The sequence below is a fragment of the Caballeronia sp. INML3B genome, from assembly GCF_023631305.1.
Taxonomy (GTDB): domain Bacteria; phylum Pseudomonadota; class Gammaproteobacteria; order Burkholderiales; family Burkholderiaceae; genus Caballeronia; species Caballeronia turbans.
Genome location: NZ_JALQDI010000039.1, coordinates 166736 through 188238, shown reverse-complemented (window position 1 = coordinate 188238; position 21503 = coordinate 166736). Strand labels below are relative to the sequence as shown.

Genomic DNA, 21503 nt, shown 5'->3' with positions numbered 1-21503 from the left:
CATGAAGATTCAGACCGTCGGTATCGTCGGCGCGGGAACCATGGGCAACGGCATCGCGCAGGTCGCGGCCGTCGCGGGCTTCGAGGTCGTGCTGATCGACGTCACCGACGCCGCACTCGCCAAGGGCGTCGCCGCGCTCACGGGCAGCCTCGAGCGGCTCGTGTCGAAGGACAAGCTGGAAGCATCCGCGCGCGATGCAGCGTTAAAGCGCATCGAGACATCGACCGATTACGCGCGCCTCGCCAACGCCGACATCGTGATCGAAGCCGCGACGGAGAACGCCGAGCTCAAGAATCGCATCCTGAAGCAGATCGAAGGGGCTGCACGCGCCGATGCGATCATCGCGTCGAACACGTCGTCGATTTCGATCACCGCGCTCGCCGCGACGCTCGCCGCGCCCGAGCGCTTCATCGGCATGCACTTCTTCAATCCGGTGCCGCTGCTGCAACTCGTCGAAGTGATTCGCGGCGTGCAGACGAGCGATGAAACCGCTGCCGCCGTGCGCGAACTCACCGAAAAACTCGACAAATCGCCGATCGGCGTGCGCAACTCTCCGGGCTTCGTCGTCAACCGCATTCTCGTGCCGATGATCAACGAAGCGTTCTTCGTGCTCTACGAAGGCGTCGCGAGCGCGGAGGAAATCGACGCGGGCATGAAGCTCGGCGCGAATCATCCGATCGGCCCGCTTGCGCTCGCGGATCTGATCGGCCTCGACGTATGCCTCTCGGTGATGGACGTGTTCCTCAAGGACTTCGGCGATTCGAAGTACCGCGCGTGCCCGCTGCTGCGCGAACTCGTCTCGGCGGGGCGTCTCGGCCGCAAGACGAAGCGCGGCGTGTATCAGTACGATTGAGCTGCGTCGAAATCGAGCGCCGGTCCGGCGGGCACGATGCCCGTCGGATTGATCGTCCGATGACTCTCGTAGTAATGCCGCTTGATGTGCTCGAAGTTCACCGTGGCCGCGACGCCCGGCATCCGGTAGATCTCGCGCGCGAACCGCGAGAGATTCGGATAATCCGCGATGCGCCGCAGATTGCACTTGAAGTGGCCGACGTACACCGCGTCGAAGCGCACGAGCGTCGTGAAAAGGCGGATATCTGCTTCGGTGAAACGCTCGCCCGTAAGGTAGCGACGCGTGCTCAGGCGTTCTTCGAGAAAATCGAGCGTCTCGAAAAGCGGCATCACCGCTTCCTCGTACGCGGCTTGCGTCGTCGCGAAGCCCGCCTTGTAGACGCCGTTGTTCACCGTGTCGTAGATGCGGGCGTTGAGCGCGTCGATGTCGTCCTGAAGCTTGCGCGGATAGTAGTCGCCGGGTTTCGCGCCGATGCCGTCGAACGCCGAATTCAGCATCCGGATGATCTCCGACGATTCGTTGCTGACGATCGTCCCGCGCGCCTTGTCCCACAGGATCGGCACGGTCACGCGGCCGCTGTAATGCGGATCGGCCGCCGTGTAGACCTGATGCAGATAGCGCGCGCCGTTGATCGTGTCCGGCACGACGCCCGGACCGTCGTCGAAGGTCCAGCCGTGTTCCAGCATCAGCCAGTTCACGACCGATACGTCGATCATGGCTTCCAGCCCCTTCAGGGCGCGCACGATGAGCGTGCGATGCGCCCACGGGCACGCGAGGCTGACATACAGGTGATAGCGACCGGCTTCAGCCTCGAAACCGCCCTCGCCGCTCGGCCCCGGCGCGCCATCGGCCGTCACCCAGTTGCGAAAGGCAGCGTCCTTGCGCACGAAGCGCCCGCCCGTCGACGCCGTTTCGTACCATTTGTCCTGCCATTTTCCGTCGACGAGAAGTCCCATTTCCGTTCTCCTTGAGCGCCGCTGCGCAAGACGCGCGCCGCGGCATCGCTGCATCTCAGTTCGATGAAGGCGCGTCGATGAAGCGCACGAGTTGCGCGATCGTCGCGTCCGGCGCTTCTTCCATCAGCCAGTGGCCCGCGCCCGGTACGACCACGCCCTGCACGTTGGTCACGACGAGCTTCGCCTGATCGATCAGGAACGTGCCCGACGCGCGTTCGCCCGTGAGCACGAGCATCGGCATCTGCAGGGGCGTTCGGGCAAAGGCGGCGAAATCGTTCGCGTCCTGCGGGAACGCGTGAAAATACTCGAAGCCCGCGCGCATGCGGCCATTGCGCGCGTACTGGGCCGAATAGTAACGGCGATCCGCCTCGCTCACCGAACGCGCGGGATCGGCGGCGAAGTCGTTCCAGAAGTGCTCGAAGAAGATGCGCTCGCGGCCGCGCACGAGCTTTTCCGGCGTGTCGCCGTAGAAGTTGAAGTGCCATTTGTCGCGCAAGAGCCAGACTTTCTGCCAGTCGCCGACGCCGGGCAGGAACGCGTCCATCAGCACGATGCTGTCCACTTCGTCGGGATATTGCGCCGCGTACGCATACGCGACCATCAGCCCGATGTCGTGCCCGACGAGCTTGACCTTGCGAAACCCGAGCGCCTGGACCATCGCGTGAATGTCTTGCGCGAGCGTTTTCTTGTCGTAGCCGGAAGCCGGCATCGCCGAGCCCCCCGCGCCCGGGAGATCGGGCGCAATCACGACGCGCTCGCCCGCGAGACGCGTCACGAGCGGCTGCCACATGCGGCTCGTCTCCGTGTAGCCGTGCAGCAGCACGACGGGCGTCGCGTCGCCGTGGCCGGCTTGCAGATAGTGAATCCCGACGCCGTTCGCATCGATCGTGCGGGACTGGATCGCGCTCGCGGCGGCGGCCGCCTGAGGCGCACGCGGCGCGTTTGCGGCATGCGCGACCGGCTGCAGGGCGGCGGCGGCGAGAAGCACGCCGGCGGCGCGGCGCATAGTGTGCAGGAAGGCGTTCATCGTTCAGCTCCATCGAAAGTTGGGTTATCCCGATGACGCTCATGTTGATCCGCCGCACCGCTTTTGCCGTACGATCCGGACGATGAACTCGTTCGATGGAGTCGAACATGTTGTCAGAGGAAGAACTCTCGCTGCTCGACGCGATCCGCGAAACCGGCAGCCTTTCGCGCGCGGCGGCGCGTCTCGGCAAGGCGCCGTCCACGGTGTCGCATGCCGCGCGGCAACTGGAAACGCGCTTCGACGCGCTGCTCTTCGACCGGCGCCGCTATCGTCTGGAACTGACGCCCGCCGGCCATCTTCTCGCCGATGAAGCATCGCGTCTCATGCTCGACGTATCGCGCCTCGCGCAGCGCGTGAAGCAGATCGCGAGCGGCTGGGAAGACCGGCTGTGGATCGTCTGTGACGAGATTCTCGAATTCGAAACGCTGCTGCCGGTCGTGCAGGCGTTCGATGCGCTCGATTCCGGCGTCGCGCTGCGCATCACCCATGAAGTGCTGGGCGGCACTTGGGAAGCCTTGCGCGACGGCCGCGCGGATCTGATCATCGGCGCGACCAACGAGCCGCCGGCGATCCCCGGCCTGCGCTGGTTCGAGCTCGGCGTGATGCAATGGGCGTTCGCAGTGTCGCCGCGCCATCCGCTTGCGACGGTGCGCGGGCCGCTCAAGCGCGATCAGATCGCGGCGCATCGGGCGGTCGTCGTCGCGGATTCGTCGCGCTCGGCGGGGCGCGCATACGGGGTGCTCGGCGGCCAGGCCGCGTTCGCCGTGCCGACGATGCGCGCGAAAATTCTCGCGCAGCGGCAAGGGCTCGGCACGGGCTGGGTGCCACGGCATCGCGTGAAAACGCTGCTTGCGCGCGGCGAACTCGTCGAGAAGGAAACCGCCGATCCGCGCGAGCCGAACGTCCTGTACGTCGCATGGCGCGGCGATCACGAAGGGCGCGCGCTGCAATGGTGGACGCAGCAATTGCGGCAGCCGCGCCTCGCTGAGCGTCTCGTCGAAGGGATCGACGCGTTCGCGTAAGACCCGGTTATAACTGCGTTCGATGTCTCGTCGCAACCTGAATCGACGGGACACGTCATGAGAAAAACACACTCGCCGCTGGGCGCGGCGCTTTCGGCCGCCGTGCTCGCGCCGGTCGTCGCGATTCCGCTCGCCGCCCTGCACATCAGCCCTGCCGACGCGCAGGCCATCGTCATCGCGCCCGCCGCGCCGCCGCGCGTCGAACCGCCTCCGCGCGCGGGCTACGCATGTGACCCGGGGCGCTGGCATCGCGGCCTCTGTCTGGGCGACGGGCCACTGGCGGCCGGTCCACGGGGGCTATCGCTGGATGCCGCGTCCATGGGTGCAGCGCGGGCCGACCTGGCGTAGGGCCGAAGGGCATTGGGCATGAGCGCACGCGGCATCACGATCGAACCAGGGTCATCCGAACCAGACGCGTGACGGCTGCCTGATCGCCGTCGCGGGTGGCGGACAGCAGGCGTTCGTTGAGCGTGTAGGCGTCCTGCTGCGCGTAAGCGATCGTGCCCGCCACATCATCGACAGCGAGAGCGCCGGCAAGCGAAGGGTTCTTGTCATCGTTATGTGCGCCTTCGAAAGCGTCATTGCAGATTCGCGATGTAATTCGCCAGGTTCTCGATGTCCGCGTCCGTGAGATTCTTCGACACGCTCGTCATGTTGCCCGCGTCGTTGGTGCGCTTCCTGTCGCGGAAGTCCTGCAACTGCTTCACGATGTACGGATACTGCTGCCCCGCGACGCGCGGAATTTCGTTCTGCCCTGAAAAGCCGCCGAGATGGCACATCGTGCAGCGAATCTCTTCGGACTTCTTCCTGCCCGCCTCGACCTTCACCGGGTCCGCCTTGAAGTCGGTGGCGATCGGCTTTTGCGCGGCGAAGTAATCGGCGAGGTCGTGCATGTCGCCGGGTGTGAGATTCGCGGCCATCGGCGACATGCGCGGATCGCTGCGGCGCCCCGCCTTGAAGTCGCGCAATTGCAGATAGAGATAGCGCGACGTCTGTCCCGCGAGCGAGGGATAGTCGCCCGTCGTCGAGTTGCCTCCGAGCCCGTGACACGACGTGCAGACGGCAGCCTTCGTGGCAGCCGCCCGCGCATCCGCGCGGGACCGCGAAGGCAGCGACAGCAGCAGGCACGCAACGATCCACAACACGTAGACGAGCCAGACCCGCAGACGTTTCGTGCGCGTCGGCATCACGGCAGCGCAAACACGAGCAGGCTATTGCCGCGCTTGAAGCCGAGCAGCGTATTGCCGCCCGCCGCGACCGCGATGTATTGCTTGCCGTTCAGCATATAGGGCACGGCCGGCGCATTGACGCCAGCGCCGCACTGGAACGCCCAGAGCTTGCGTCCGGTGGCGGCGCCGGGCAGCATGCGCGCGCCGGTCGGTGTCGGCAGGGTCCACACGCCTTCCGGCGGAATCATCGCGTCGGAAATGCGATTGTTCGGGCCGCCGCAGAAGGTCGTGACCGGTCCCATCTTGTGCTTGTAATGCCTGAACTCGTTGCCCGTCACCGCGTCGATCGCATAGACGTGGTTGTACGACGGGGTGAGGAACATCACGCCGTTCGAGACGATCGGCGCGGTTTCCATCGACTCCATCACGGCCGTCTGGAAGATGAACGCGGGCTTGTGCTTCGCCACATTCCAGGTATTGATCTGCGTCGCAGGCGCATAGCGCGCTTCGGCATACGATCCGTTCGAATGCCGCCACGAGGCGCTGTCGCCCGCTGCGCCGTCGAGCTGCTGCTGCGAGGCGGATCGCAGCGGACTCGGCACCGGCCATGGGATGTCACGATACCGACAGCACCGCAGGCAACAGTCAGCGCAACGAGCGAGGTGCGGGAAAAACCGGCCATGTCAGTCTCCCAGATCGTTCTTGTGTTGTTCCTCGCGGTGCGCGGCGGAACATAGCCTGCCCTCTTCTGCGCCCGCACCAAAGAATAGGCAATTCAAAAAGGCATTTCCAGATTTCGTGCAAAGACTTCGTTCGACGCGTCACGCATCGACGAAAGGTATTTCAGGGGCAGGCGCACCCCGATTTTTAGTAGTATGGATTGGAGTGCCGTTATGATTGCGCCCGTTACGCGGTAGCGGCTTGCCGGACGCCGGCTTTCGCATGTCGCTTGTTCATCACGCGTTGCGCGCCATGCCCGTAGCCGGGCGCCGCATCGACCATCACTTTTATCCGGACGCACCATGCCAATCCTATCCAACGGGCAACCGAATCCGAATCCCCGCCAGCCGGTGGATATCGCGCGGATCCTGCTCGTCATCACGATCCTGACCGCGCTCACGGTCGGCAGCCTGTACATCTTGCGCCCGTTTCTGCCGGGCCTCATCTGGGCCACGACGATCGTCGTCGCGACCTGGCCGCTCATGCTCGCCGTGCAGCGCCGCTGCGGCAACCGCCGCTGGATTGCGACGACCGTGATGCTGCTGATCCTTCTGATCGTCATCGTGCTGCCGCTCTATGAAGCGATCTCGACACTCGCGTTGCACGGCGGCGAGATCATGGCGGCCATCAAGAGCCTGCCTTCCTACGCGCTGCCGCCGCCGCCGGGCTGGGTGCACGACATTCCGCTCGCGGGCGCGCGCATCGCGAGCGAATGGCAGTCGCTGTCCGATGCGGGCCCGGGCGGCCTGCTCGCGAAACTCGAGCCCTACGTGACGATCGCCGCCCGCTGGATGCTGTCGCATGCCGCGGTCGTCGGCGTGTTCGTGATGCACATGGTCATCACCGTCATCATCTCCGGCATCCTGTACATGAACGGCGAGGCGGCGGGACGATTCGTCACGCGCTTCGCGACGCGCATCGCGGCACAGCGCGGCGCGGAAGCCGTCAAGCTCGCCGGTCTCGCCATCCGCGCGGTGGCGCTCGGCATCGTCGTGACGGCGGTCACGCAGTCGGCGCTAGGCGGCATCGGGCTCGCGGTCGCGGGCGTGCCGGCGGCGGGCATCATCACGGCCATCATGCTGATGCTGTGTCTGGCGCAGATCGGCCCGCTGCTGCCGTTGCTCGGCGGCGTCGCGTTTCTTTTCTGGCACGGCTCGAATATCGCCGCGTCGCTGCTGCTCGTGTGGTCGATCATGATTGCGATGCTCGATAACTTCCTGCGGCCCATTCTCATCAAACGCGGCGTGAATCTTTCGATGATGCTGATTCTTTCCGGCGTGCTCGGCGGCATGTTTGCGTTCGGAATAGTCGGATTATTTATCGGCCCAGTCATTCTCGCGGTGACGTCGACGATTCTGGATGCGTGGATCAATGAACAGCCGCCGCTTGCGCAAGTCGAGGCGATGAGCAATGAAGAAATCGCGAAAGCCCCGTCCACACGGGATCTTGCGGATGCATCGAGAAGACAGACCTGAATGATAAATATATTGGCGCTTTGTTGATTTTGTTCGCGACAATAAGATTCCACTTAAATCGAGAATTCGGACTCTTACGAAAATGAGACCTTCTCCCAGTTAATGCCGTGTTTCTCGATTAATTGGCAAGTTGAATCCGCTACAATGCAATCCATCGTGATTTGCCCTTTGAGGGCGCAGGGGATTGACCATGTCTTTGCGTGACGTGGACGCCATCGATTACATCGGAGTGAATGTTCTTTACGGGCGCGTGTATGTCGGACTCTTTGATGATCTCGACTGGCGCGACGAAAAGGAGCACCTGGATTTGCTCACGAAAAAGATCGACCGCTACATCCGTTACATTCGTTCAGGCAAATTGCTGCTGAACTATCCGAAAGTCCGCGGCTATGAAATCGTGGTCGAATACGTGTCGATGCATCCCATGACGCCGTCCGGGATCGAGTTCTGGAAATCACGCGAACGCCTGCTCGCCGACGCCGGCTATAAGGCGCATATCCGTGGCGTGGATGTACGTCATTCGCTCGGCATCGCGGTCGACAAGCCGGAGCACGTCAATGCCGAGCCGGTCGAGCCGCCCGCGCTGGAAGTGCTCGACGCGGACCCGCACGCGCAAGAACTCGCCGATATCGCCGATATCTCGTATCTCCCGCCGCTGATGCGCAAAGCGCGCCGGCCGCAAGCGCTGCCCATGCTCAGGCGTCTCGTGATGCGCCAGGCGGCCAGTCACTGAGATCGTGCGGGATCAATAAAAAGCGGCGTGGCCCGTCCCTGAGCCCGCCGCTTCCCTTTGGCGCGGATCGCGGATGATTACCGCGCCGCACACGTCACGCACGCATCACTTCACGCCGCTCAATGCCGCTGAAGCGACGGACGGTACCGAAATGCCGTTGGTCTTCGCGTACTGCACCGCTTGCGAGAGCGTCTGCACCAGCGACTGCAACTGTCCGGGCGCGGATTGCGCGATATAGCTCGCAGCCTGCGCGGTCGCCGGATTCGAGCCGGCCTGCAACAGCGACGACATGTTCATCGAATTCGTCACCGAGCCGAGATCCGATTGCAGGCCGGCGTACTGCTTCACGCCCTGCCCGAGCGAGGCGAGACCGTCGCTGAAGCTTTGCTTGCTCGCAGCCGTCGGCGGCGGCGTGGAGCCGCTCGTGAACGCCTGCATCAGCGATTGCGACACGCTCTGCTGCGTGCCGCCGAGTTGCGACAGCACGCTCGTGCTCGGCACGCCGCTTCCGCCCGATGCCCCCGATAACAAGCCCGCCGCCGATTGCGCCTGACTCGCGACGCTCGACATGCCCATCGCCGATGCGAGAGTCGATTGTCCCGAGAGCACTTGCTGGTTCGCGCCGAGATAGCCCTGCACGAGCGAGTTCAACGCGGAGGGCTGCGTCGCGCCGTTCGCGCCTGCCGCCACATCGGCCTTGCCGCTGCCGAAGCCGAACTGCTGGAGATTGAGTTGTGCATACGATGCGGCCGGCGCGATCAACGCGAATGCGATGCCGGCCGACAAGACTGCGATCCGTGACGTACGGTTCGACATGGTCGGTTCCCCTCTTGAATTGTCCGATGGTCGATAAGCCCCGTTCGACCACCGGTCATTTCGCCGGTTCGCCGCAGATACATTTGCTTGCGATTTCCCTCAGACGATCACGCGCCCAGGTCCGCGAGCGGATGCATGTCCCTGCGCCACGGCGATGAGAGAAAGTGCTGCACACGCTCCGCTCGCACCTGCGCGAGTGTCGTCGGCGCGAAACGCGGCCGCTCGTCCTTGTCGATGATGAGCGCGCGCACGCCTTCGATGAAATCGCCGTCGTCGATTGCGCGGTACACGACCCCCAACTCCATGCGAAAGCAATCCGCAAGCGTCATCTGACGGCCGCGCATGAGCGCGTGATACGTCACCTCGAGCATCGTCGGCGAATGGCTTTCGAGCGTGGCGAGCGTCGTGCGCGCCCAGTCCGATTCATCCATCGCCAGCGACGCGACGATGCGCTCCACGCCGCCCGTCGCGCACGCGGGGAAATGGCGCCTGATGTGCACGCGGATATCGTCGAGCGGCGCGTGACGTTCGATGTTCGCGGCCGGCACGAACACGCGCTTCAATTGCGTCATTGCGTCCTGCGTATCGTCCCAGCGCATGTTGTCGAGGCGCTCGACGAAGCCGCGCAGCCATGTCGATGGCACGCATTCGTCGGCGAGCCCGACGCGCTTCGCATCGGCGCCCGATAGACGCGCGCCCGTCAGGCCGACGTAGAGCGCGAGATCGCGCGGCAGCACGCGCAGAAAGTGCGTCGCGCCGACATCGGGCAACAGGCCGATGCGCGTCTCGGGCATCGCCATGCGCGTGCGCTCGGTCGCGATGCGCAGCGCCGCGCCTTGCGCGAGCCCCATGCCGCCGCCCATCACGATGCCGTCCATCAGCGCGATCACGGGCTTCGCAAAACGATGCACCGTGAAATCGAGCCGATATTCGTCGATGAAGAATTTCAGCCACGGCGTGTCGTGATGCGGATCGCTGCGCGCCGCGTGATAGAGCTTGCGCACGTCGCCGCCCGCGCAGAACGCCTTGTCGCCCGCGCCGCGCAGCACGACCGCTGCGATCGACGCGTCCCCCGCGCACTGCGCGAAGCGTTCGGTGAGGCGCGCGATCATGTCGTGCGACAGCGCGTTCAACGCGTGCGGCCGGTCAAGCGTGACGATCGCCACGCGATTGACGATCTCGAAGCCGACTTCCGGCGCGTCATGCAACAGTCCCTGCGTGCTCATGACGCGCCCCACTGCGGCTTGCGCTTTTCGAGAAACGCGGCCACCCCTTCGCGCTGATTCGCGCCGTCGAAAAGATCGACGAAGCGCTCGCGTTCCAGCGCCAATGCAGCGCGGCGCGGTATGCCTTCGCGCGCGGCGTGAATCAGCGGCTTCGAGTACGCGACGGCGTCCGGGCTCATCGACGCGACGCGGGCCGCGATCTTCAGCGCGGCTTCGTATGCGCCGCCGCTCGCGACCACGTCCTCGACGAGACCGATGCGCAGTGCGGTCTGCGCATCCACACGCTCGCCCGTCAGGATGATGCGCTTCGCCCAGCCTTCGCCGACGAGCCACGGCAGCGTCTGCGTGCCGCTTCCGCACGGCAGCAGTCCGACCGACGCTTCGGGCAGCGCCATCTGCGCATGTTCCTCGGCGATGCGGAGATCGCAGGCAAGCGCGCATTCGAGCCCGCCGCCCATCGCGTAGCCGTTGATCGCGGCGATGGTCACCGCGCGCGCGTTCTGCAACGCCTCGAATGCCGCGCCGAAGCGCTGCGCGGCGACGCGCGCGTGAGCCTTGTCGCCATCGGCGAACTGATTGAGGTCAGCGCCCGCGCTGAAGAACTTCGGGCCCGTGCCGGTCACGACGATCGCGCGCACGTGGGCATCGCGGTTGAGGCCGTCGACGGTTTCCTGCAGCGTCGCGAGACCATCGGCCGTGAATGCGTTGGCCGGCGGGCGGGCGAGACGAATCGTGACGGTCGGACCGTCGCGCGTGACTTCGATCATCGTGGGATTCCTTTAGTCGGCTTTGCTGGTCTGACGCAGTTCCGGAAAGTCCTCTTCCCAGAACTCGAACTCGCCGCGCGCGCCATCCTGCGTGCGCGCGATCTCCTGCCTGCGCAGATCGACGCGGCGGATCTTGCCGGAAATCGTCTTCGGCAATTCCGCGAATTCCAGACGCCGGATGCGCTTGTAGGGTGCGAGCCGCTCGCGCGAGAACGCGAACACGCTCTTGGCCAGCTCCGGCCCGATGGAATAGCCGTGCCGCAGCGTGACGAACGCCTTCGGCACCGACAGCCGCAGCGGATCGGGACTCGGCACGACGGCCGCTTCCGCGATCGCCTCGTGCTCGATCAGCACGCTTTCCAGTTCGAACGGGCTCAACCGGTAATCCGACGACTTGAACACGTCGTCCGCGCGGCCGACATAGACGAAGTAGCCATCCGCGCCGCGCGCCGCGACATCCGACGTTCGATAGAAGCCGCCGCGCATCGCGTTCCCGGTGGCTTTCGGATTGTCCGCGTAACCGGTCATCAGGCCGAGCGGCGGCGGATCGAGCACGAGCGCGATCTCGCCTTCCTCCGCCGGATGGCCGTCCGGGTCGAGCAGCGCCACGCGATACCCCGGCAGCGGACGGCCCATCGAGCCCGGCACGAGCCGCTGGCCCGGCGTGTTCGCGATCTGCGCGGTGGTTTCGGTCTGGCCGTAGCCGTCGCGGATCGGCACGCCCCAGGCCGCCTGCACGCGCTCGACGACTTCGGGATTGAGCGGCTCGCCCGCGCCGACGATCTCGCGCAGCTTCACTTCGTACGATGCAAGCGGTTCCTGCACGAGCATGCGCCACACGGTCGGCGGGGCGCAGAGCGTCGTCACTTCGTATCGGACGAGCACATCGAGCGCGCGGGCGGCATCGAAACGGCTGAAGTTGTAGATGAACACGCACGCCTGCGCATTCCAGGGCGCGAAGAAGCAACTCCACGCATGCTTCGCCCAGCCGGGCGAGCTGATGTTCCAGTGCACGTCGCCGGGCTGCAGGCCGATCCAGTACATCGTCGACAGATGGCCGACCGGATAGCTCTGATGCGTATGCGCGACGAGCTTCGGCTTCGACGTCGTGCCCGACGTGAAATACAGCAGATAGGGATCGTTCGCGTTCGTTACGGCATCCGAAACAAATTCCGGCGATGCATCGTAAGCGGTCTCAAACGCAAGCCAGCCCTCTTTCGCGCCGCCCACGGCGATGCGCAATCCGGGCACGCCGATGTCATGGAACTTCGGTGTTTCCGCCGCATCGACGATCACGTGCTGCACGCCGCCGAGCGCGATGCGGTCGCGCAAATCGGCCGGCGCGAGCTGCGTGGTCGCCGGCAGGACGATAGCGCCGAGCTTCATCGCGGCGAGCATCGTGTCCCATAGCTCGACGCGGTTCGGCAGCATCAGCAGGATGCGTTCGCCGCGCTTCACGTTCAGGCCGCGCAAATGATTCGCGACGCGCGCCGAACGCTCGCTCATCTGCGCGAACGAAAGACGCGTCTCGCCGCCGCTTTCGTCGACGATATGCAGCGCGGGCGCATCGTTGCCGCGCGCCATCGGGTCGAAATAGTCGAGCGCCCAGTTGAAGCGATCGAGCGACGGCCATCTGAAGTCGCGATACGCGGTGTCGTAATCGGTGCGATGAGCAAACAGAAAGTCTCGTGCTTCGATGAAAGCGTGGGCGTCGTTCATTGCGTCTCCGGTCCGATGCAAGGCTGTTTTTTTAAGCGCGAGTCAAACGTTGCGTGCGATCACCATCCGCTGCACTTCGCTCGTGCCTTCGTAGATCTGCGTGATGCGCGCATCGCGATAATGACGCTCCACCGGATAATCCTGCAGATAGCCGTATCCGCCGTGGATCTGAATCGCATCGGAACACACGCGCTCGGCCATCTCCGACGCATACAGCTTCGCCTGCGATGCCTCCGACAGGCACGGAACGCCTTCCGTGCGCATGCGCGCCGCGTGATGGATCAGGAGGCGCGCGGCGTTGATCTGCGTCTGCATGTCGGCGAGCATGTTCGCGACCGACTGATGCTCGTGGATCGGCTTGCCGAACTGCACGCGCTCTTTCGCGTAGGCGCGCGACGCATCGAAAGCCGCGCGCGCGATGCCAAGCGCCTGCGCCGCGATGCCGATGCGTCCGCCCTCCAGATTCGACAACGCGATCTTCAGGCCCTCGCCGCGCTTGCCGAGCAGGTTGGCCGCGGGAATCGCGCAATCGTCGAAGGTGATCGGACAGGTATCGGACGCGCGGATGCCGAGCTTGTGCTCCGGCGCGCCGACGTTGAAGCCTGGCGTGTTCGTGGGCACGATGAACGCCGAGATGCCGCGCTTGCCCTGATCGGGATCGGTGACGGCGAAGACGATCGCCACGCCCGCGCGCTTGCCGTTCGTCACGAACTGCTTGCTTCCGGAGATGACCCACTTGCCGTCTTTCTCGAGGGCGCGCACGCGCAGATTGTTCGCCTCCGAGCCGGCCTGCGGCTCCGTCAGGCAAAACGCCCCGATGATCTCGCCGCTCGCCAGCTTCGGCAGCCATTCGGCCTTTTGTGCGTCGGTGCCGTAGGCGAGAATCGGACCGCAGCCGACGGAGTTGTGCACGCTCATCATCGTGGCGCAGGATGCGCAGCCGGCGGCGACCTCTTCCATCGCGAGTGCGTAGGCGGTGTAGTCGCTGAAGGTGCCGCCGAGCTCCGCGGGCACGATCATGCCGAGCAGGCCGAGCTCGCCCAGTTGCCGCACGACGGCATCGGGAATGGCGCCGTCCTTGTCCCACTGCCCCGCATTCGGCGCGAGCACTTCGGTTGCGAACTGGCGAGCGGCGTCGCGGATCATGCGCTGCTCTTCGGTGAGAAATGCGTCGATCATGTTTCGTCTTTCGGTGAATGGGGCTGGGCCGGCGCGGCGGGCTGGATCGATCGGATACACTTTCTGGCCGCCGCCGGGTCGGTCGATGAAGGGCGGATGGGCCGTCTGAGCACGAGTCTAGGCAATCGCCGGACCTTAGCCGATGCCCAAAACGATCACGCTAACTGAGCGCTTTGGCCACCTAGTGAGAACCCCAAGTCCCAAAAAGAAGATCGAGCGCGATTCGATTTCGCCGAGTCTCGTCGAAGCGGCGTTGCGATGCGCCGAGGCGCGCGGCGTCGCGCGCGAGCAATTGCTGGCCGCCGCGGGCATCGCGCCGGCGACGCTCGAATCACCGCGCGCGCGCGTGTCGCCGGTACAGTACGGCAAGCTGTGGAACGCCACCGCCGACGCGCTCGACGACGAGTTCTTCGGCCAGGATGCGCATCCGATGCGGCGCGGCAGCTTCGTGCTGCTGTGCCACGCGGCGCTGTCCTCGCGCGACGGCGCGCACGCGCTCGCACGCATCTCGAACTTCATGCGCATCGTGCTGGATGAGCTGAGGTTCGAGGTCGACATCGACGAAAGGCGGGTGCGCATCTGGCTCGAGGACACCGGCGCGCCCAAGACGATGTTCGCCTACGCGACGGGTTTCATCCTCGTGTACGGGCTGCTGTGCTGGCTGGTCGGGCGGCGCATTCCGGTGCTGGCGGCGCAGATGCGCTGCGCCGAACCCGCCGACAGCGACGAATACCGGCTGATGCTCTGCAACGATCTGCGTTTCGGCGAGACGCGCTCGTTCGTCGATCTGTCGGCCGAATGCGCGGCGCTGCCGGTCGTGCAGACGCCCGCCACGCTCAAGCGCTTCCTGCGCGACGCGCCGGCGAATTTCATCGTGAAATATCGCAATCCGGATTCGCTCGCGGCGCGCGTCAGGACGCGCCTGAAGCAAACCGCGCCGACGGACTGGCCCGAAGCCGAGAGCATCGCGGCGGCGCTCCACATGGCCGAAGCGACGCTGCGGCGCCGCCTGAAGCAGGAAGGCCTCACCTATCAGGCGATCAAGGACGCATTGAGACGCGACCTCGCGATCGCGCGCCTCGCGCACACGCAGGAGACGATTCCGCAAATCGCCGATGCGCTCGGTTTCGCGGAACCGAGCGCGTTCCGGCGCGCGTTCAGGAAGTGGACGGGCGTGCGCCCCGCGGATTACCGCCGCGAAGGCTGACTGCGAGGGCGCATCGGGGCTGCTATATTGGATCGACGATCACTTCGCATCACGGAGCGCACCATGAAGAAAGTCAGCCGGGATGAACGTTCGAAACAGGACCAGCCGAAGCCGGATAACGAAGAGGACTTGCTCGACGAAGCGCTGGAAGAAACCTTTCCCGCGAGCGACCCGATCGCCGTGCACCCCGAGCCGGACACCCCGAGGGACGGCAGGAAGAAATAGTTATTCGCCCCCCTCGGGCTCGTCCGGGCTCGAAAGAAGCACAACGAGCTTCTCGACATGCTGATGTAAGAGCTTCACGTGCTTGTCGATCTGTTCGAGACGTCCGGTCAGGTCGGCCTTCGCCGCCTCGCTCATGCGATCCGACGCGATGAGTTCGTCGACCTTCGGCTGCATCCCTTCGACCTGAAGCAGGCCGAGCTGGCGCTCCAGGCGGCGCAAATCCTGTGAAAGCAGTTCGCGATTCTTGCGAAAAAGCAGATCGCGACGGTTCATCTCGGCCTGTTGCTGGGCGAGATCGGCGACGCGGCGCGTCGCCTCGGTCTGGGAAAGCAGCGGTTCCGGGCCGCGCAGCACGGAGCGCTTCGGCGCGGGATGGGCCGTGCCGCGAAACACGGCCATCGGCGTTTCCTCGTCGATCGCGCGCAGGACGTCCGGCGGCACGTCTTCCAGCGTGCGGCGCTCGTCCATCCAGTGCGGCGGCAGGCCAGTCACGAGCTCGATACCGCGCACGAACTCCTCGTTGAAATCGCGCTGACCGGCGACGATCAGCTTCATGAACGTCGGCGAGAAGCTCATCATGCGCGCGAGGCGCGCAGCGCCTCCCGGCGAGCCGACCAGCACGTTCATATTGGCTCGCCAGACAAGGAACAGCGTTTCGTCGAAATCTTCCATGAACAGGCTCCAGGCAGACCGACGCGTCCGATTGGGCGCATCGGCGTTGCGCGCACCAGATCCGCGCGCATGCATATCCGGTTCCCGAATATCGCTGCGCACCGCGACCGGTGCGCCGTCCACATACCGCATAAAACACCATACTACCGTCGTCGGCAAGCGTGGCGGATAACCGCGCGCCGCTCGATGCCACGCATGCGACACGACGCTGCATTGCCGCCGCGCGCGCCGCCCGAAAGCTTACGGTTCGTTGCGCAGATATCCTTCCTTGCTCGGATCGAGCATGCGCCAGGAGACGATGAGCGAAATCGCGCACATCACCGTGACGTACCAGAAGAACGTCGATTCGCTGCCCGCCGACTTGAGCCACAGCGCGACATATTCCGCCGAGCCGCCGAACACCGCGTTGGCAACCGCATAGGACAGCCCGACGCCCAGCGCGCGCACTTCCGGCGGAAACATTTCCGCCTTGATGAGACCGCTGATCGACGTATAGAAGCTGACGATCGCAAGCGCGATCACGACCAGCACGAACGCCATGACCGGGCTCGCCACCGTCGAGAGCGCGTGCAGCAACGGCACCGTGCCGATGGTCGCGAGCGCGCCGAACCAGAGCATCGATGCGCGACGGCCGATGCGATCCGACAGCGCGCCGAACGCGGGCTGCAGCAGCATATAGACGAACAGCGCGGCGGTCATCACGTTGCTGGCGGTTTTCGCGTGCATGCCCGCCGTGTTGACCAGGTACTTCTGCATGTAGGTCGTGAACGTGTAGAAAATGAGCGAGCCGCCCGCCGTGAAGCCCACGACGGTCATGAAAGCGGCCTTGTGCTGCATGAGACCCGCGAGCGTGCCGGCCTCCTTGCGATGACGCGTTTCGGCGGTCGAGGTTTCGTCGAGCGAGCGTCGCAGGTAGAGCGAAACCAGCGCCGCGCACGCGCCGATGAAGAACGGAATGCGCCAGCCCCACGCCTTCAGCTCTTCCGTCGACAGGAACTGTTGCAGCACCACCAGCACGAGGAGCGCGGCAAGCTGCCCGCCGATCAGCGTCACGTACTGGAACGACGCGAAGAAACCGCGCCGGCCGCGCAGCGCCACTTCACTCATGTAGGTCGCGCTCGTGCCGTATTCGCCGCCCACGGACAAACCCTGGAACAGGCGCGCGATCAGGAGCAGGAACGGCGCCCACGCGCCGATCGACGCGTAAGTCGGCAGAAAGGTGATGACGAGCGAGCCGCCGCACATCATCAGCACGGAGATCATCATCGCGTTGCGGCGACCGTGCTTGTCGGCGATGCGGCCGAAAAGCCAGCCGCCGATCGGACGCATCAGGAAGCCCGCCGCGAACACGCCCGCGGTGTTCAGCAACTGGACCGTCGGGTTGCCGCCCGGGAAGAACGCCGCCGAGAAGTACAGCGCGAGGAACGAGTAGATGTAAAAGTCGAACCACTCGACGAGGTTGCCCGACGAGGCGCCGACGATTGCGAAAACGCGGCGCCGGGTGTCCTCTGCGGTATAAGCGGGAAGGTCGGTCATGTTCTTTCTGATCTCTTGGTCACTGTCTGGATGGCGTGTGCCGGGGCTCGTGTCCCCCGGTCCGGACGCTCTTGGCGGCGTTCGGGCGCAAGTTTATACGACGGTTCGGACGAAAGCGCGCGTTCGTGGCGCGCGAAAGACGGCCGGATGGCGTCAGAAAATTCGCGCAGTCGCGCGGTCGCGCCGCGCCGCGCAATGGCGTCCGTCGCTCGCTCAGGCTTGCCGTAAAAGCATTCGCCGCCCTTGCGGCGGGTTTATGCGGCGCTTTGGATGCGTTCCGCCGATGCCTCGGCCATTCATCCTAGGTGATTACCCTGATCGAAGATTTCGCCAACTAATTATCGATAAAGTCTCGGGATCACGATTCGCATCGACGAGGACCGCATGAACCCGCATCAACCGATTACCCTCGACGCCGCGCTTGCGTCGAAGTTCGCCCAGGTCGCGCTCGGCCATCTGACGCGCGAGTATCCGAACAAGCTCGACCATGTCATGGCGGGCGACGCCGATGTTCAAAGCCCGCGCGCGCTGCATCCGATCTTCTACGGCAGCTTCGATTGGCATTCGTGCGTTCACGGCTACTGGCTGATCGCGCGGCTGTACGACCGCTTTCCCGCGTTGCCGGAGGCGCCGCGCATCCGTGCGGTGATCGACGCGCATTTCACCGATGCCAACGTCGCCGCCGAAGTCGCGTATCTGCAGCGTCCCGCAGCGCGCGGCTTCGAGCGGCCCTACGGCTGGGCGTGGCTGCTCGCGCTCGCAGCGCAGCTCCGCTCGATGCAGTCCGAGGACGGCGCGCGCTGGGCCCGCACGCTTGCCCCGCTCGCCGATGCGTTCGTCGCCCGCTTCGAAGACTTTCTGCCGAAGTCGACGTATCCGCTTCGGGTCGGCACGCACTTCAACATGGCGTTCGCGCTGACGCTCTCGATCGGCTACGCGCGCGCCACGCACGACGCGGGCTTCGAACGCCTGCTCAGCGAGACGGCCTTGCGCTGGTTCGAGAAGGACGAAAGCTGTCAGGCGTGGGAGCCGGCGGGCGACGAATTCCTGTCGCCTTCGCTGATGGAAGCCGTGCTGATGCGCCATGTGCTGCCGGACGAGCGTTTCGTCGGCTGGTTCGACCGGTTTCTGCCGCGCATTGCCGCACGCGAACCGGCGACGCTCTTCGCGCCCGCCACCGTCACCGATCGCAGCGACGGCAAGCTCGCGCACCTCGACGGGCTGAACCTTTCCCGCGCGTGGTGCCAGCGCACGATCGCGCGGGCATTGCCTGCGGGCGACGCGCGCATCGCGGTGCTCGATGCGGCCGCGAGCGAACATCTGGCGGCGGGCATTGCGCATGTGGCGGGCGATTACATGGGCGAGCACTGGCTCGCGACATTCGCGCTGCTGGCGCTGGAGGCCTGATCCGCGTCAGACGCGCGGCTGGAACGCGATCACGCCCATGCCGATGAGTGCGATCGCCCCGCCCGCGACATCCCACGCCGTCGGCCGGATGCGCTCGACGGCCCATAGCCACGCGATCGCCACGCCGATATACACGCCGCCGTAGGCCGCATAGATGCGCCCCGCCGCGGTGTCGTGCAGCGTGAGCAGCCACGCGAACAGCGCGAGCGACAGCGCGCCGGGCACGGCGAGCCACGGCGAGCCGCCCTCCCTGAGCCATCGATACGGAAAATAACAACCGGCGATCTCGGCAATGGCCGTGACGACATAGAGCGCGAATGTTCTCATGACGCGCATTATCGGCGCTGGCGTGAAGTTGCGTGGTCCGCGTCCGCTCCGGACAATGACGCCCTTGTTACGAACCGCCAGCCCGAACACCTTGCAGACGACTCCGCAAAACGATTCGCCCGGAACCACCGCGCTGCCCGTGCACTGGCACAAGCGCGTGTTGATGCTCGCGTTTCCGATCGTCCTCGCCAATTTGACGCAACCGATTCTCGGCGCGGTCGATACGGCCGTCGCCGGGCATTTCGACGGACCGCAGTATCTCGGCGGCGTCGCGCTCGGCGGGCTCGTGTTCAGCTTCGTGTTCTGGGGCTTCGGCTTTCTGCGCATGGGCACGACGGGGCTCGTCGCGCAGGCGTTCGGTGCACACGACGACGACGCCTTGCGCGCGAGCGTGCTGCGCGCCCTGCTGCTCGCGCTCGCGATCGGCGTGGCGGTGCTCGCGCTACAGATGCCGATCATCCGCTACGGACTCGTCGCGCTGGGCGGCAGCGCGGCCGTCCAGGACACCGCGCGCGCGTATTGTCATGCGCGCATCTGGGCCGCGCCGTTCGCGCTCGGCAACTATGTCGTGCTCGGGTATTTGCTCGGCTGCCAGCGCGTGCGGCTCGCGCTCGTCACGCAGATCTTCATCAATCTGGTGAACATCGTCGCGGTGCTGCTGTTCGTGTATCGCTTCGACTGGGGCATCGCGGGCATCGGCGCGGCGACCGCCTTCGCGGATTTCTGCGGCTTCTCGCTCGGCGTCGCGATTCTCTGGCATTTGCGTCCGCGCGATCTCGCGCCGCTCGCGCCCCGTTCACTCTTCGACGGGCACGCGCTCAGGCGGCTGGTTGCGCTCAACCGCGACATCTTCATCCGCACGATCTGTCTGCTCGGCTCGTATGCCTGGTTCGCGCATCTCGGCGCGCGCGAGGGCGATGCGATCCTCGCCGCCAACGCCGTCCTGCTGAACTTCCAGACCTTCATGTCCTTCGGACTCGACGGTTTCGCGCACGCGGCCGAGGCGCTCGTCGGCGCGGCGGCCGGCGCGCGCGACCGTCACGCGTTCCGGCAGGCGGTGAAGATCACGATGCTCTGGTCCGCGATCGGCGCGGCGGGCTTTTCCATCGTCTACTGGATAAGCGGCGAATGGATCATCGGCAAGCTGACCGATCAGGCCGTCGTGCACGCGGCGGCGGCGCGCTATCTGCCGTGGGCGTCGGTTCTGCCGCTCGCATCCGTAGCGGGCTTTCAGCTCGACGGCGTGTTCATCGGCGCAACGCGCACGCACGAACTCATGAAAGCGATGGCAGTCTCGCTCACGGTGTTTCTGCTCGCCGCCTGGGCGCTCGCGGGATCGCTCGGCAATCACGGGTTGTGGCTTGCGCTCACCCTTTTCATGGTGGCGCGCGGCATCACGCTGGCGGTGCAGGTGCCTGCGATCGAGCGCGTGTCGTGCGCGCCCGATCGAAGCTGAACTACTGCGAATTCGGCTTAAGTGCGGCGAGGCCATCCAGCAGCGCCTTGTGGAACGTCGCCGGATCCTGCATCTGCGGCGCGTGGCCCAGCTCGGGAAACTCGACGAGTTTCGCGCCCTCGATGCGCTCCTTCGCCAGCTTCGCAAGATCCGGATAGCGGCCGAGCGTCGGGCGGATTTCCGGCGGCGCGAGATCCTTGCCGATCGCCGTGTTGTCCTTGTCGCCGATGAGCAACAGCGTCGGCGTCTTCAACTGATCGAATTCGTAGACGACCGGCTGCGTGTAGATCATGTCGTAGAGCAGCGCCGAGTTCCACGCGACGATGTCCTTGCCCGGCCCGCGATACATGCCCGCGAGCATCTGCACCCACGGTTCGTAATCGGCGCGCCATTGCCCTGAATAGTACGTGTTCGTCTCGTAACGGCGGATGCCATCGGCGCTCGTTTTGAGCTCGCGCGCGTACCAGTCGTCGATCGATATCGACGGCACGCCTTTCGCCTTCCAGTCTTCGAGTCCGATCGGATTGACGAGCACGAGCTGCTGCGTCTCGCGCGGATACATGAGCGCATAGCGCACTGCGAGCATGCCGCCCGTCGAATGCGCGATGAGCGTCGCCTTCGATACGCCGAGCGCCGTCAGCAGCGCATGCGTGTTGCGCGCGAGTTGCTGAAAGCTGTACTGATAACGCGCGGGCTTGGTCGACTTGCAAAAGCCGATCTGATCCGGCGCGATGACGCGATAACCCGCATCGGTCAAGGTTTCGATAGTCTGCTTCCAGGTCGCCGAACAGAAATTCTTCCCGTGCAGAAGCACCGCGGTGCGACCGTTCGGATGCAGCGGATGCACGTCCATATAGGCCATGCGCACGACCTGGCGCTGCGACGTGAGCGCGAATTGCGCAACCGGATACGGATAGTCGAAGCCTTGCAGCTCGGGGCCGTAGGCGGGGCCGTCATTGCCGGCTGCTGGCGCGGTGTCCTCGGCATGGGCGTGAAAAGCGCAGGACATCG

The 21503-nt window shown here is 65.2% G+C and carries 22 protein-coding genes and 1 pseudogene; 9 read left to right on the top strand and 14 right to left on the bottom strand.

What is annotated here, in order from left to right; genetic code table 11:
* Position 1 precedes the first annotated feature (1 nt).
* Positions 2-853, top strand: coding sequence for a 3-hydroxybutyryl-CoA dehydrogenase (locus NCS58_RS15270; protein WP_061118238.1), 852 nt, complete (start codon positions 2-4; stop codon positions 851-853).
* On the opposite strand, the gene NCS58_RS15265 is transcribed toward NCS58_RS15270, so the two are convergent.
* Both NCS58_RS15265 and NCS58_RS15260 read right to left on the bottom strand, forming a co-directional pair.
* On the bottom strand, positions 841-1809 hold the full coding sequence (locus tag NCS58_RS15265) for a glutathione S-transferase family protein (RefSeq protein ID WP_061118365.1): 969 nt from the start codon (positions 1807-1809) through the stop codon (positions 841-843). The genes NCS58_RS15270 and NCS58_RS15265 overlap by 13 nt on opposite strands.
* A gap of 55 nt (positions 1810-1864) precedes the next feature.
* On the bottom strand, positions 1865-2836 hold the full coding sequence (locus NCS58_RS15260; protein ID WP_250538622.1) for an alpha/beta fold hydrolase: 972 nt from the start codon (positions 2834-2836) through the stop codon (positions 1865-1867).
* Between the two features lie 107 nt (positions 2837-2943).
* Between NCS58_RS15260 and NCS58_RS15255 the strand changes: the two genes are divergently transcribed.
* Both NCS58_RS15255 and NCS58_RS15250 read left to right on the top strand, forming a co-directional pair.
* Positions 2944-3858: a LysR family transcriptional regulator gene (locus NCS58_RS15255; RefSeq protein WP_061118366.1), complete on the top strand. Its 915-nt coding sequence runs from the start codon at positions 2944-2946 to the stop codon at positions 3856-3858.
* Positions 3859-3915: 57 nt separating this feature from the next.
* Positions 3916-4206: a hypothetical protein gene (locus tag NCS58_RS15250; RefSeq protein WP_409219288.1), complete on the top strand. Its 291-nt coding sequence runs from the start codon at positions 3916-3918 to the stop codon at positions 4204-4206.
* A 34-nt stretch (positions 4207-4240) separates the two neighbouring features.
* Here NCS58_RS15250 and NCS58_RS34185 read toward each other — a convergent pair whose 3' ends face one another.
* The 3 genes and pseudogenes from NCS58_RS34185 to NCS58_RS34365 form a co-directional block, all read right to left on the bottom strand.
* Entirely contained in the window at positions 4241-4369 is a 129-nt protein-coding gene (locus NCS58_RS34185; protein ID WP_284502276.1) for a hypothetical protein, read from the bottom strand.
* 67 nt (positions 4370-4436) lie between these two features.
* A complete protein-coding gene (locus NCS58_RS15245; protein WP_061118367.1) occupies positions 4437-5045 on the bottom strand; it encodes a cytochrome c in 609 nt (202 codons plus the stop codon).
* Positions 5046-5287: 242 nt separating this feature from the next.
* Positions 5288-5709: pseudogene (locus NCS58_RS34365) on the bottom strand (quinonprotein alcohol dehydrogenase); the annotation flags it as partial.
* 340 nt (positions 5710-6049) lie between these two features.
* On the opposite strand from NCS58_RS34365, the gene ydiK reads away from it, so the two are divergent.
* Positions 6050-7222: an AI-2E family transporter YdiK gene (ydiK, locus tag NCS58_RS15235; protein WP_250477318.1), complete on the top strand. Its 1173-nt coding sequence runs from the start codon at positions 6050-6052 to the stop codon at positions 7220-7222.
* A gap of 190 nt (positions 7223-7412) precedes the next feature.
* On the top strand, positions 7413-7955 hold the full coding sequence (locus tag NCS58_RS15230) for a DUF6572 domain-containing protein (protein WP_061118242.1): 543 nt from the start codon (positions 7413-7415) through the stop codon (positions 7953-7955).
* A 105-nt stretch (positions 7956-8060) separates the two neighbouring features.
* Here NCS58_RS15230 and NCS58_RS15225 read toward each other — a convergent pair whose 3' ends face one another.
* The 5 genes from NCS58_RS15225 to NCS58_RS15205 all read right to left on the bottom strand — a co-directional run bounded on the left by NCS58_RS15225 (position 8061) and on the right by NCS58_RS15205 (position 13659).
* A complete protein-coding gene (locus NCS58_RS15225; protein ID WP_061118243.1) occupies positions 8061-8771 on the bottom strand; it encodes a hypothetical protein in 711 nt (236 codons plus the stop codon).
* Positions 8772-8878: 107 nt separating this feature from the next.
* The gene (locus NCS58_RS15220; RefSeq protein ID WP_250538620.1) at positions 8879-9997 is read right to left on the bottom strand and encodes an enoyl-CoA hydratase/isomerase family protein; all 1119 of its coding nucleotides are present in this window, start codon (positions 9995-9997) and stop codon (positions 8879-8881) included.
* Complete coding sequence (locus tag NCS58_RS15215) at positions 9994-10764, bottom strand: enoyl-CoA hydratase (RefSeq protein WP_061118245.1); 771 nt, start codon at positions 10762-10764, stop codon at positions 9994-9996. Before NCS58_RS15215 ends, NCS58_RS15220 begins: the two co-directional genes overlap by 4 nt.
* 12 nt (positions 10765-10776) lie before the next feature.
* Positions 10777-12483, bottom strand: a complete 1707-nt coding sequence (locus NCS58_RS15210) for an AMP-binding protein (protein ID WP_061118246.1) — start codon at positions 12481-12483, stop codon at positions 10777-10779.
* A gap of 42 nt (positions 12484-12525) precedes the next feature.
* Positions 12526-13659, bottom strand: coding sequence for an acyl-CoA dehydrogenase (locus NCS58_RS15205; RefSeq protein ID WP_061118368.1), 1134 nt, complete (start codon positions 13657-13659; stop codon positions 12526-12528).
* A 145-nt stretch (positions 13660-13804) separates the two neighbouring features.
* Here NCS58_RS15205 and NCS58_RS15200 point away from each other — a divergent pair, with 145 nt between their 5' ends.
* Entirely contained in the window at positions 13805-14869 is a 1065-nt protein-coding gene (locus tag NCS58_RS15200; RefSeq protein ID WP_250477315.1) for an AraC family transcriptional regulator, read from the top strand.
* 63 nt (positions 14870-14932) lie between these two features.
* Entirely contained in the window at positions 14933-15094 is a 162-nt protein-coding gene (locus NCS58_RS15195) for a hypothetical protein (RefSeq protein ID WP_250477314.1), read from the top strand.
* Here NCS58_RS15195 and NCS58_RS15190 read toward each other — a convergent pair whose 3' ends face one another.
* Positions 15095-15766, bottom strand: coding sequence for a hypothetical protein (locus NCS58_RS15190; RefSeq protein WP_061118369.1), 672 nt, complete (start codon positions 15764-15766; stop codon positions 15095-15097). It abuts the gene before it with no gap.
* A gap of 240 nt (positions 15767-16006) precedes the next feature.
* On the bottom strand, positions 16007-17302 hold the full coding sequence (locus NCS58_RS15185; RefSeq protein WP_061118248.1) for an MFS family transporter: 1296 nt from the start codon (positions 17300-17302) through the stop codon (positions 16007-16009).
* Between the two features lie 384 nt (positions 17303-17686).
* Here NCS58_RS15185 and NCS58_RS15180 point away from each other — a divergent pair, with 384 nt between their 5' ends.
* Positions 17687-18709 (top strand): DUF2891 domain-containing protein, encoded by a 1023-nt coding sequence (locus NCS58_RS15180; protein WP_061118249.1) that lies wholly within the window; start codon positions 17687-17689, stop codon positions 18707-18709.
* A gap of 6 nt (positions 18710-18715) precedes the next feature.
* Here the strand turns inward: NCS58_RS15180 and NCS58_RS15175 are convergent, their stop codons facing one another.
* Positions 18716-19036 (bottom strand): YnfA family protein, encoded by a 321-nt coding sequence (locus NCS58_RS15175; protein WP_061118370.1) that lies wholly within the window; start codon positions 19034-19036, stop codon positions 18716-18718.
* A 163-nt stretch (positions 19037-19199) separates the two neighbouring features.
* Between NCS58_RS15175 and NCS58_RS15170 the strand changes: the two genes are divergently transcribed.
* Positions 19200-20492 (top strand): MATE family efflux transporter, encoded by a 1293-nt coding sequence (locus NCS58_RS15170; RefSeq protein ID WP_250477327.1) that lies wholly within the window; start codon positions 19200-19202, stop codon positions 20490-20492.
* Between the two features lies 1 nt (position 20493).
* On the opposite strand, the gene NCS58_RS15165 is transcribed toward NCS58_RS15170, so the two are convergent.
* Positions 20494-21501: an alpha/beta fold hydrolase gene (locus NCS58_RS15165; protein WP_250477326.1), complete on the bottom strand. Its 1008-nt coding sequence runs from the start codon at positions 21499-21501 to the stop codon at positions 20494-20496.
* Positions 21502-21503: the final 2 nt, after the last annotated feature.

Coding starts and splice junctions, on each gene's coding strand:
- NCS58_RS15185 (WP_061118248.1), bottom strand. CDS start 17,302: ATGACCGACCTTCCCGCTTATACCGCAGAGGACACCCGGCGCCGCGTT.
- NCS58_RS15165 (WP_250477326.1), bottom strand. CDS start 21,501: ATGTCCTGCGCTTTTCACGCCCATGCCGAGGACACCGCGCCAGCAGCC.
- NCS58_RS15210 (WP_061118246.1), bottom strand. CDS start 12,483: ATGAACGACGCCCACGCTTTCATCGAAGCACGAGACTTTCTGTTTGCT.
- NCS58_RS15220 (WP_250538620.1), bottom strand. CDS start 9,997: ATGAGCACGCAGGGACTGTTGCATGACGCGCCGGAAGTCGGCTTCGAG.
- NCS58_RS15170 (WP_250477327.1), top strand. CDS start 19,200: ATGCTCGCGTTTCCGATCGTCCTCGCCAATTTGACGCAACCGATTCTC.
- NCS58_RS15175 (WP_061118370.1), bottom strand. CDS start 19,036: ATGAGAACATTCGCGCTCTATGTCGTCACGGCCATTGCCGAGATCGCC.
- NCS58_RS15190 (WP_061118369.1), bottom strand. CDS start 15,766: ATGGAAGATTTCGACGAAACGCTGTTCCTTGTCTGGCGAGCCAATATG.
- NCS58_RS15225 (WP_061118243.1), bottom strand. CDS start 8,771: ATGTCGAACCGTACGTCACGGATCGCAGTCTTGTCGGCCGGCATCGCA.
- NCS58_RS15270 (WP_061118238.1), top strand. CDS start 2: ATGAAGATTCAGACCGTCGGTATCGTCGGCGCGGGAACCATGGGCAAC.
- NCS58_RS15215 (WP_061118245.1), bottom strand. CDS start 10,764: ATGATCGAAGTCACGCGCGACGGTCCGACCGTCACGATTCGTCTCGCC.
- NCS58_RS15245 (WP_061118367.1), bottom strand. CDS start 5,045: ATGCCGACGCGCACGAAACGTCTGCGGGTCTGGCTCGTCTACGTGTTG.
- NCS58_RS15230 (WP_061118242.1), top strand. CDS start 7,413: ATGTCTTTGCGTGACGTGGACGCCATCGATTACATCGGAGTGAATGTT.
- NCS58_RS15265 (WP_061118365.1), bottom strand. CDS start 1,809: ATGGGACTTCTCGTCGACGGAAAATGGCAGGACAAATGGTACGAAACG.
- NCS58_RS15250 (WP_409219288.1), top strand. CDS start 3,916: ATGAGAAAAACACACTCGCCGCTGGGCGCGGCGCTTTCGGCCGCCGTG.
- NCS58_RS15255 (WP_061118366.1), top strand. CDS start 2,944: ATGTTGTCAGAGGAAGAACTCTCGCTGCTCGACGCGATCCGCGAAACC.
- NCS58_RS15260 (WP_250538622.1), bottom strand. CDS start 2,836: ATGAACGCCTTCCTGCACACTATGCGCCGCGCCGCCGGCGTGCTTCTC.
- NCS58_RS15180 (WP_061118249.1), top strand. CDS start 17,687: ATGAACCCGCATCAACCGATTACCCTCGACGCCGCGCTTGCGTCGAAG.
- NCS58_RS15195 (WP_250477314.1), top strand. CDS start 14,933: ATGAAGAAAGTCAGCCGGGATGAACGTTCGAAACAGGACCAGCCGAAG.
- NCS58_RS15200 (WP_250477315.1), top strand. CDS start 13,805: ATGCCCAAAACGATCACGCTAACTGAGCGCTTTGGCCACCTAGTGAGA.
- ydiK (WP_250477318.1), top strand. CDS start 6,050: ATGCCAATCCTATCCAACGGGCAACCGAATCCGAATCCCCGCCAGCCG.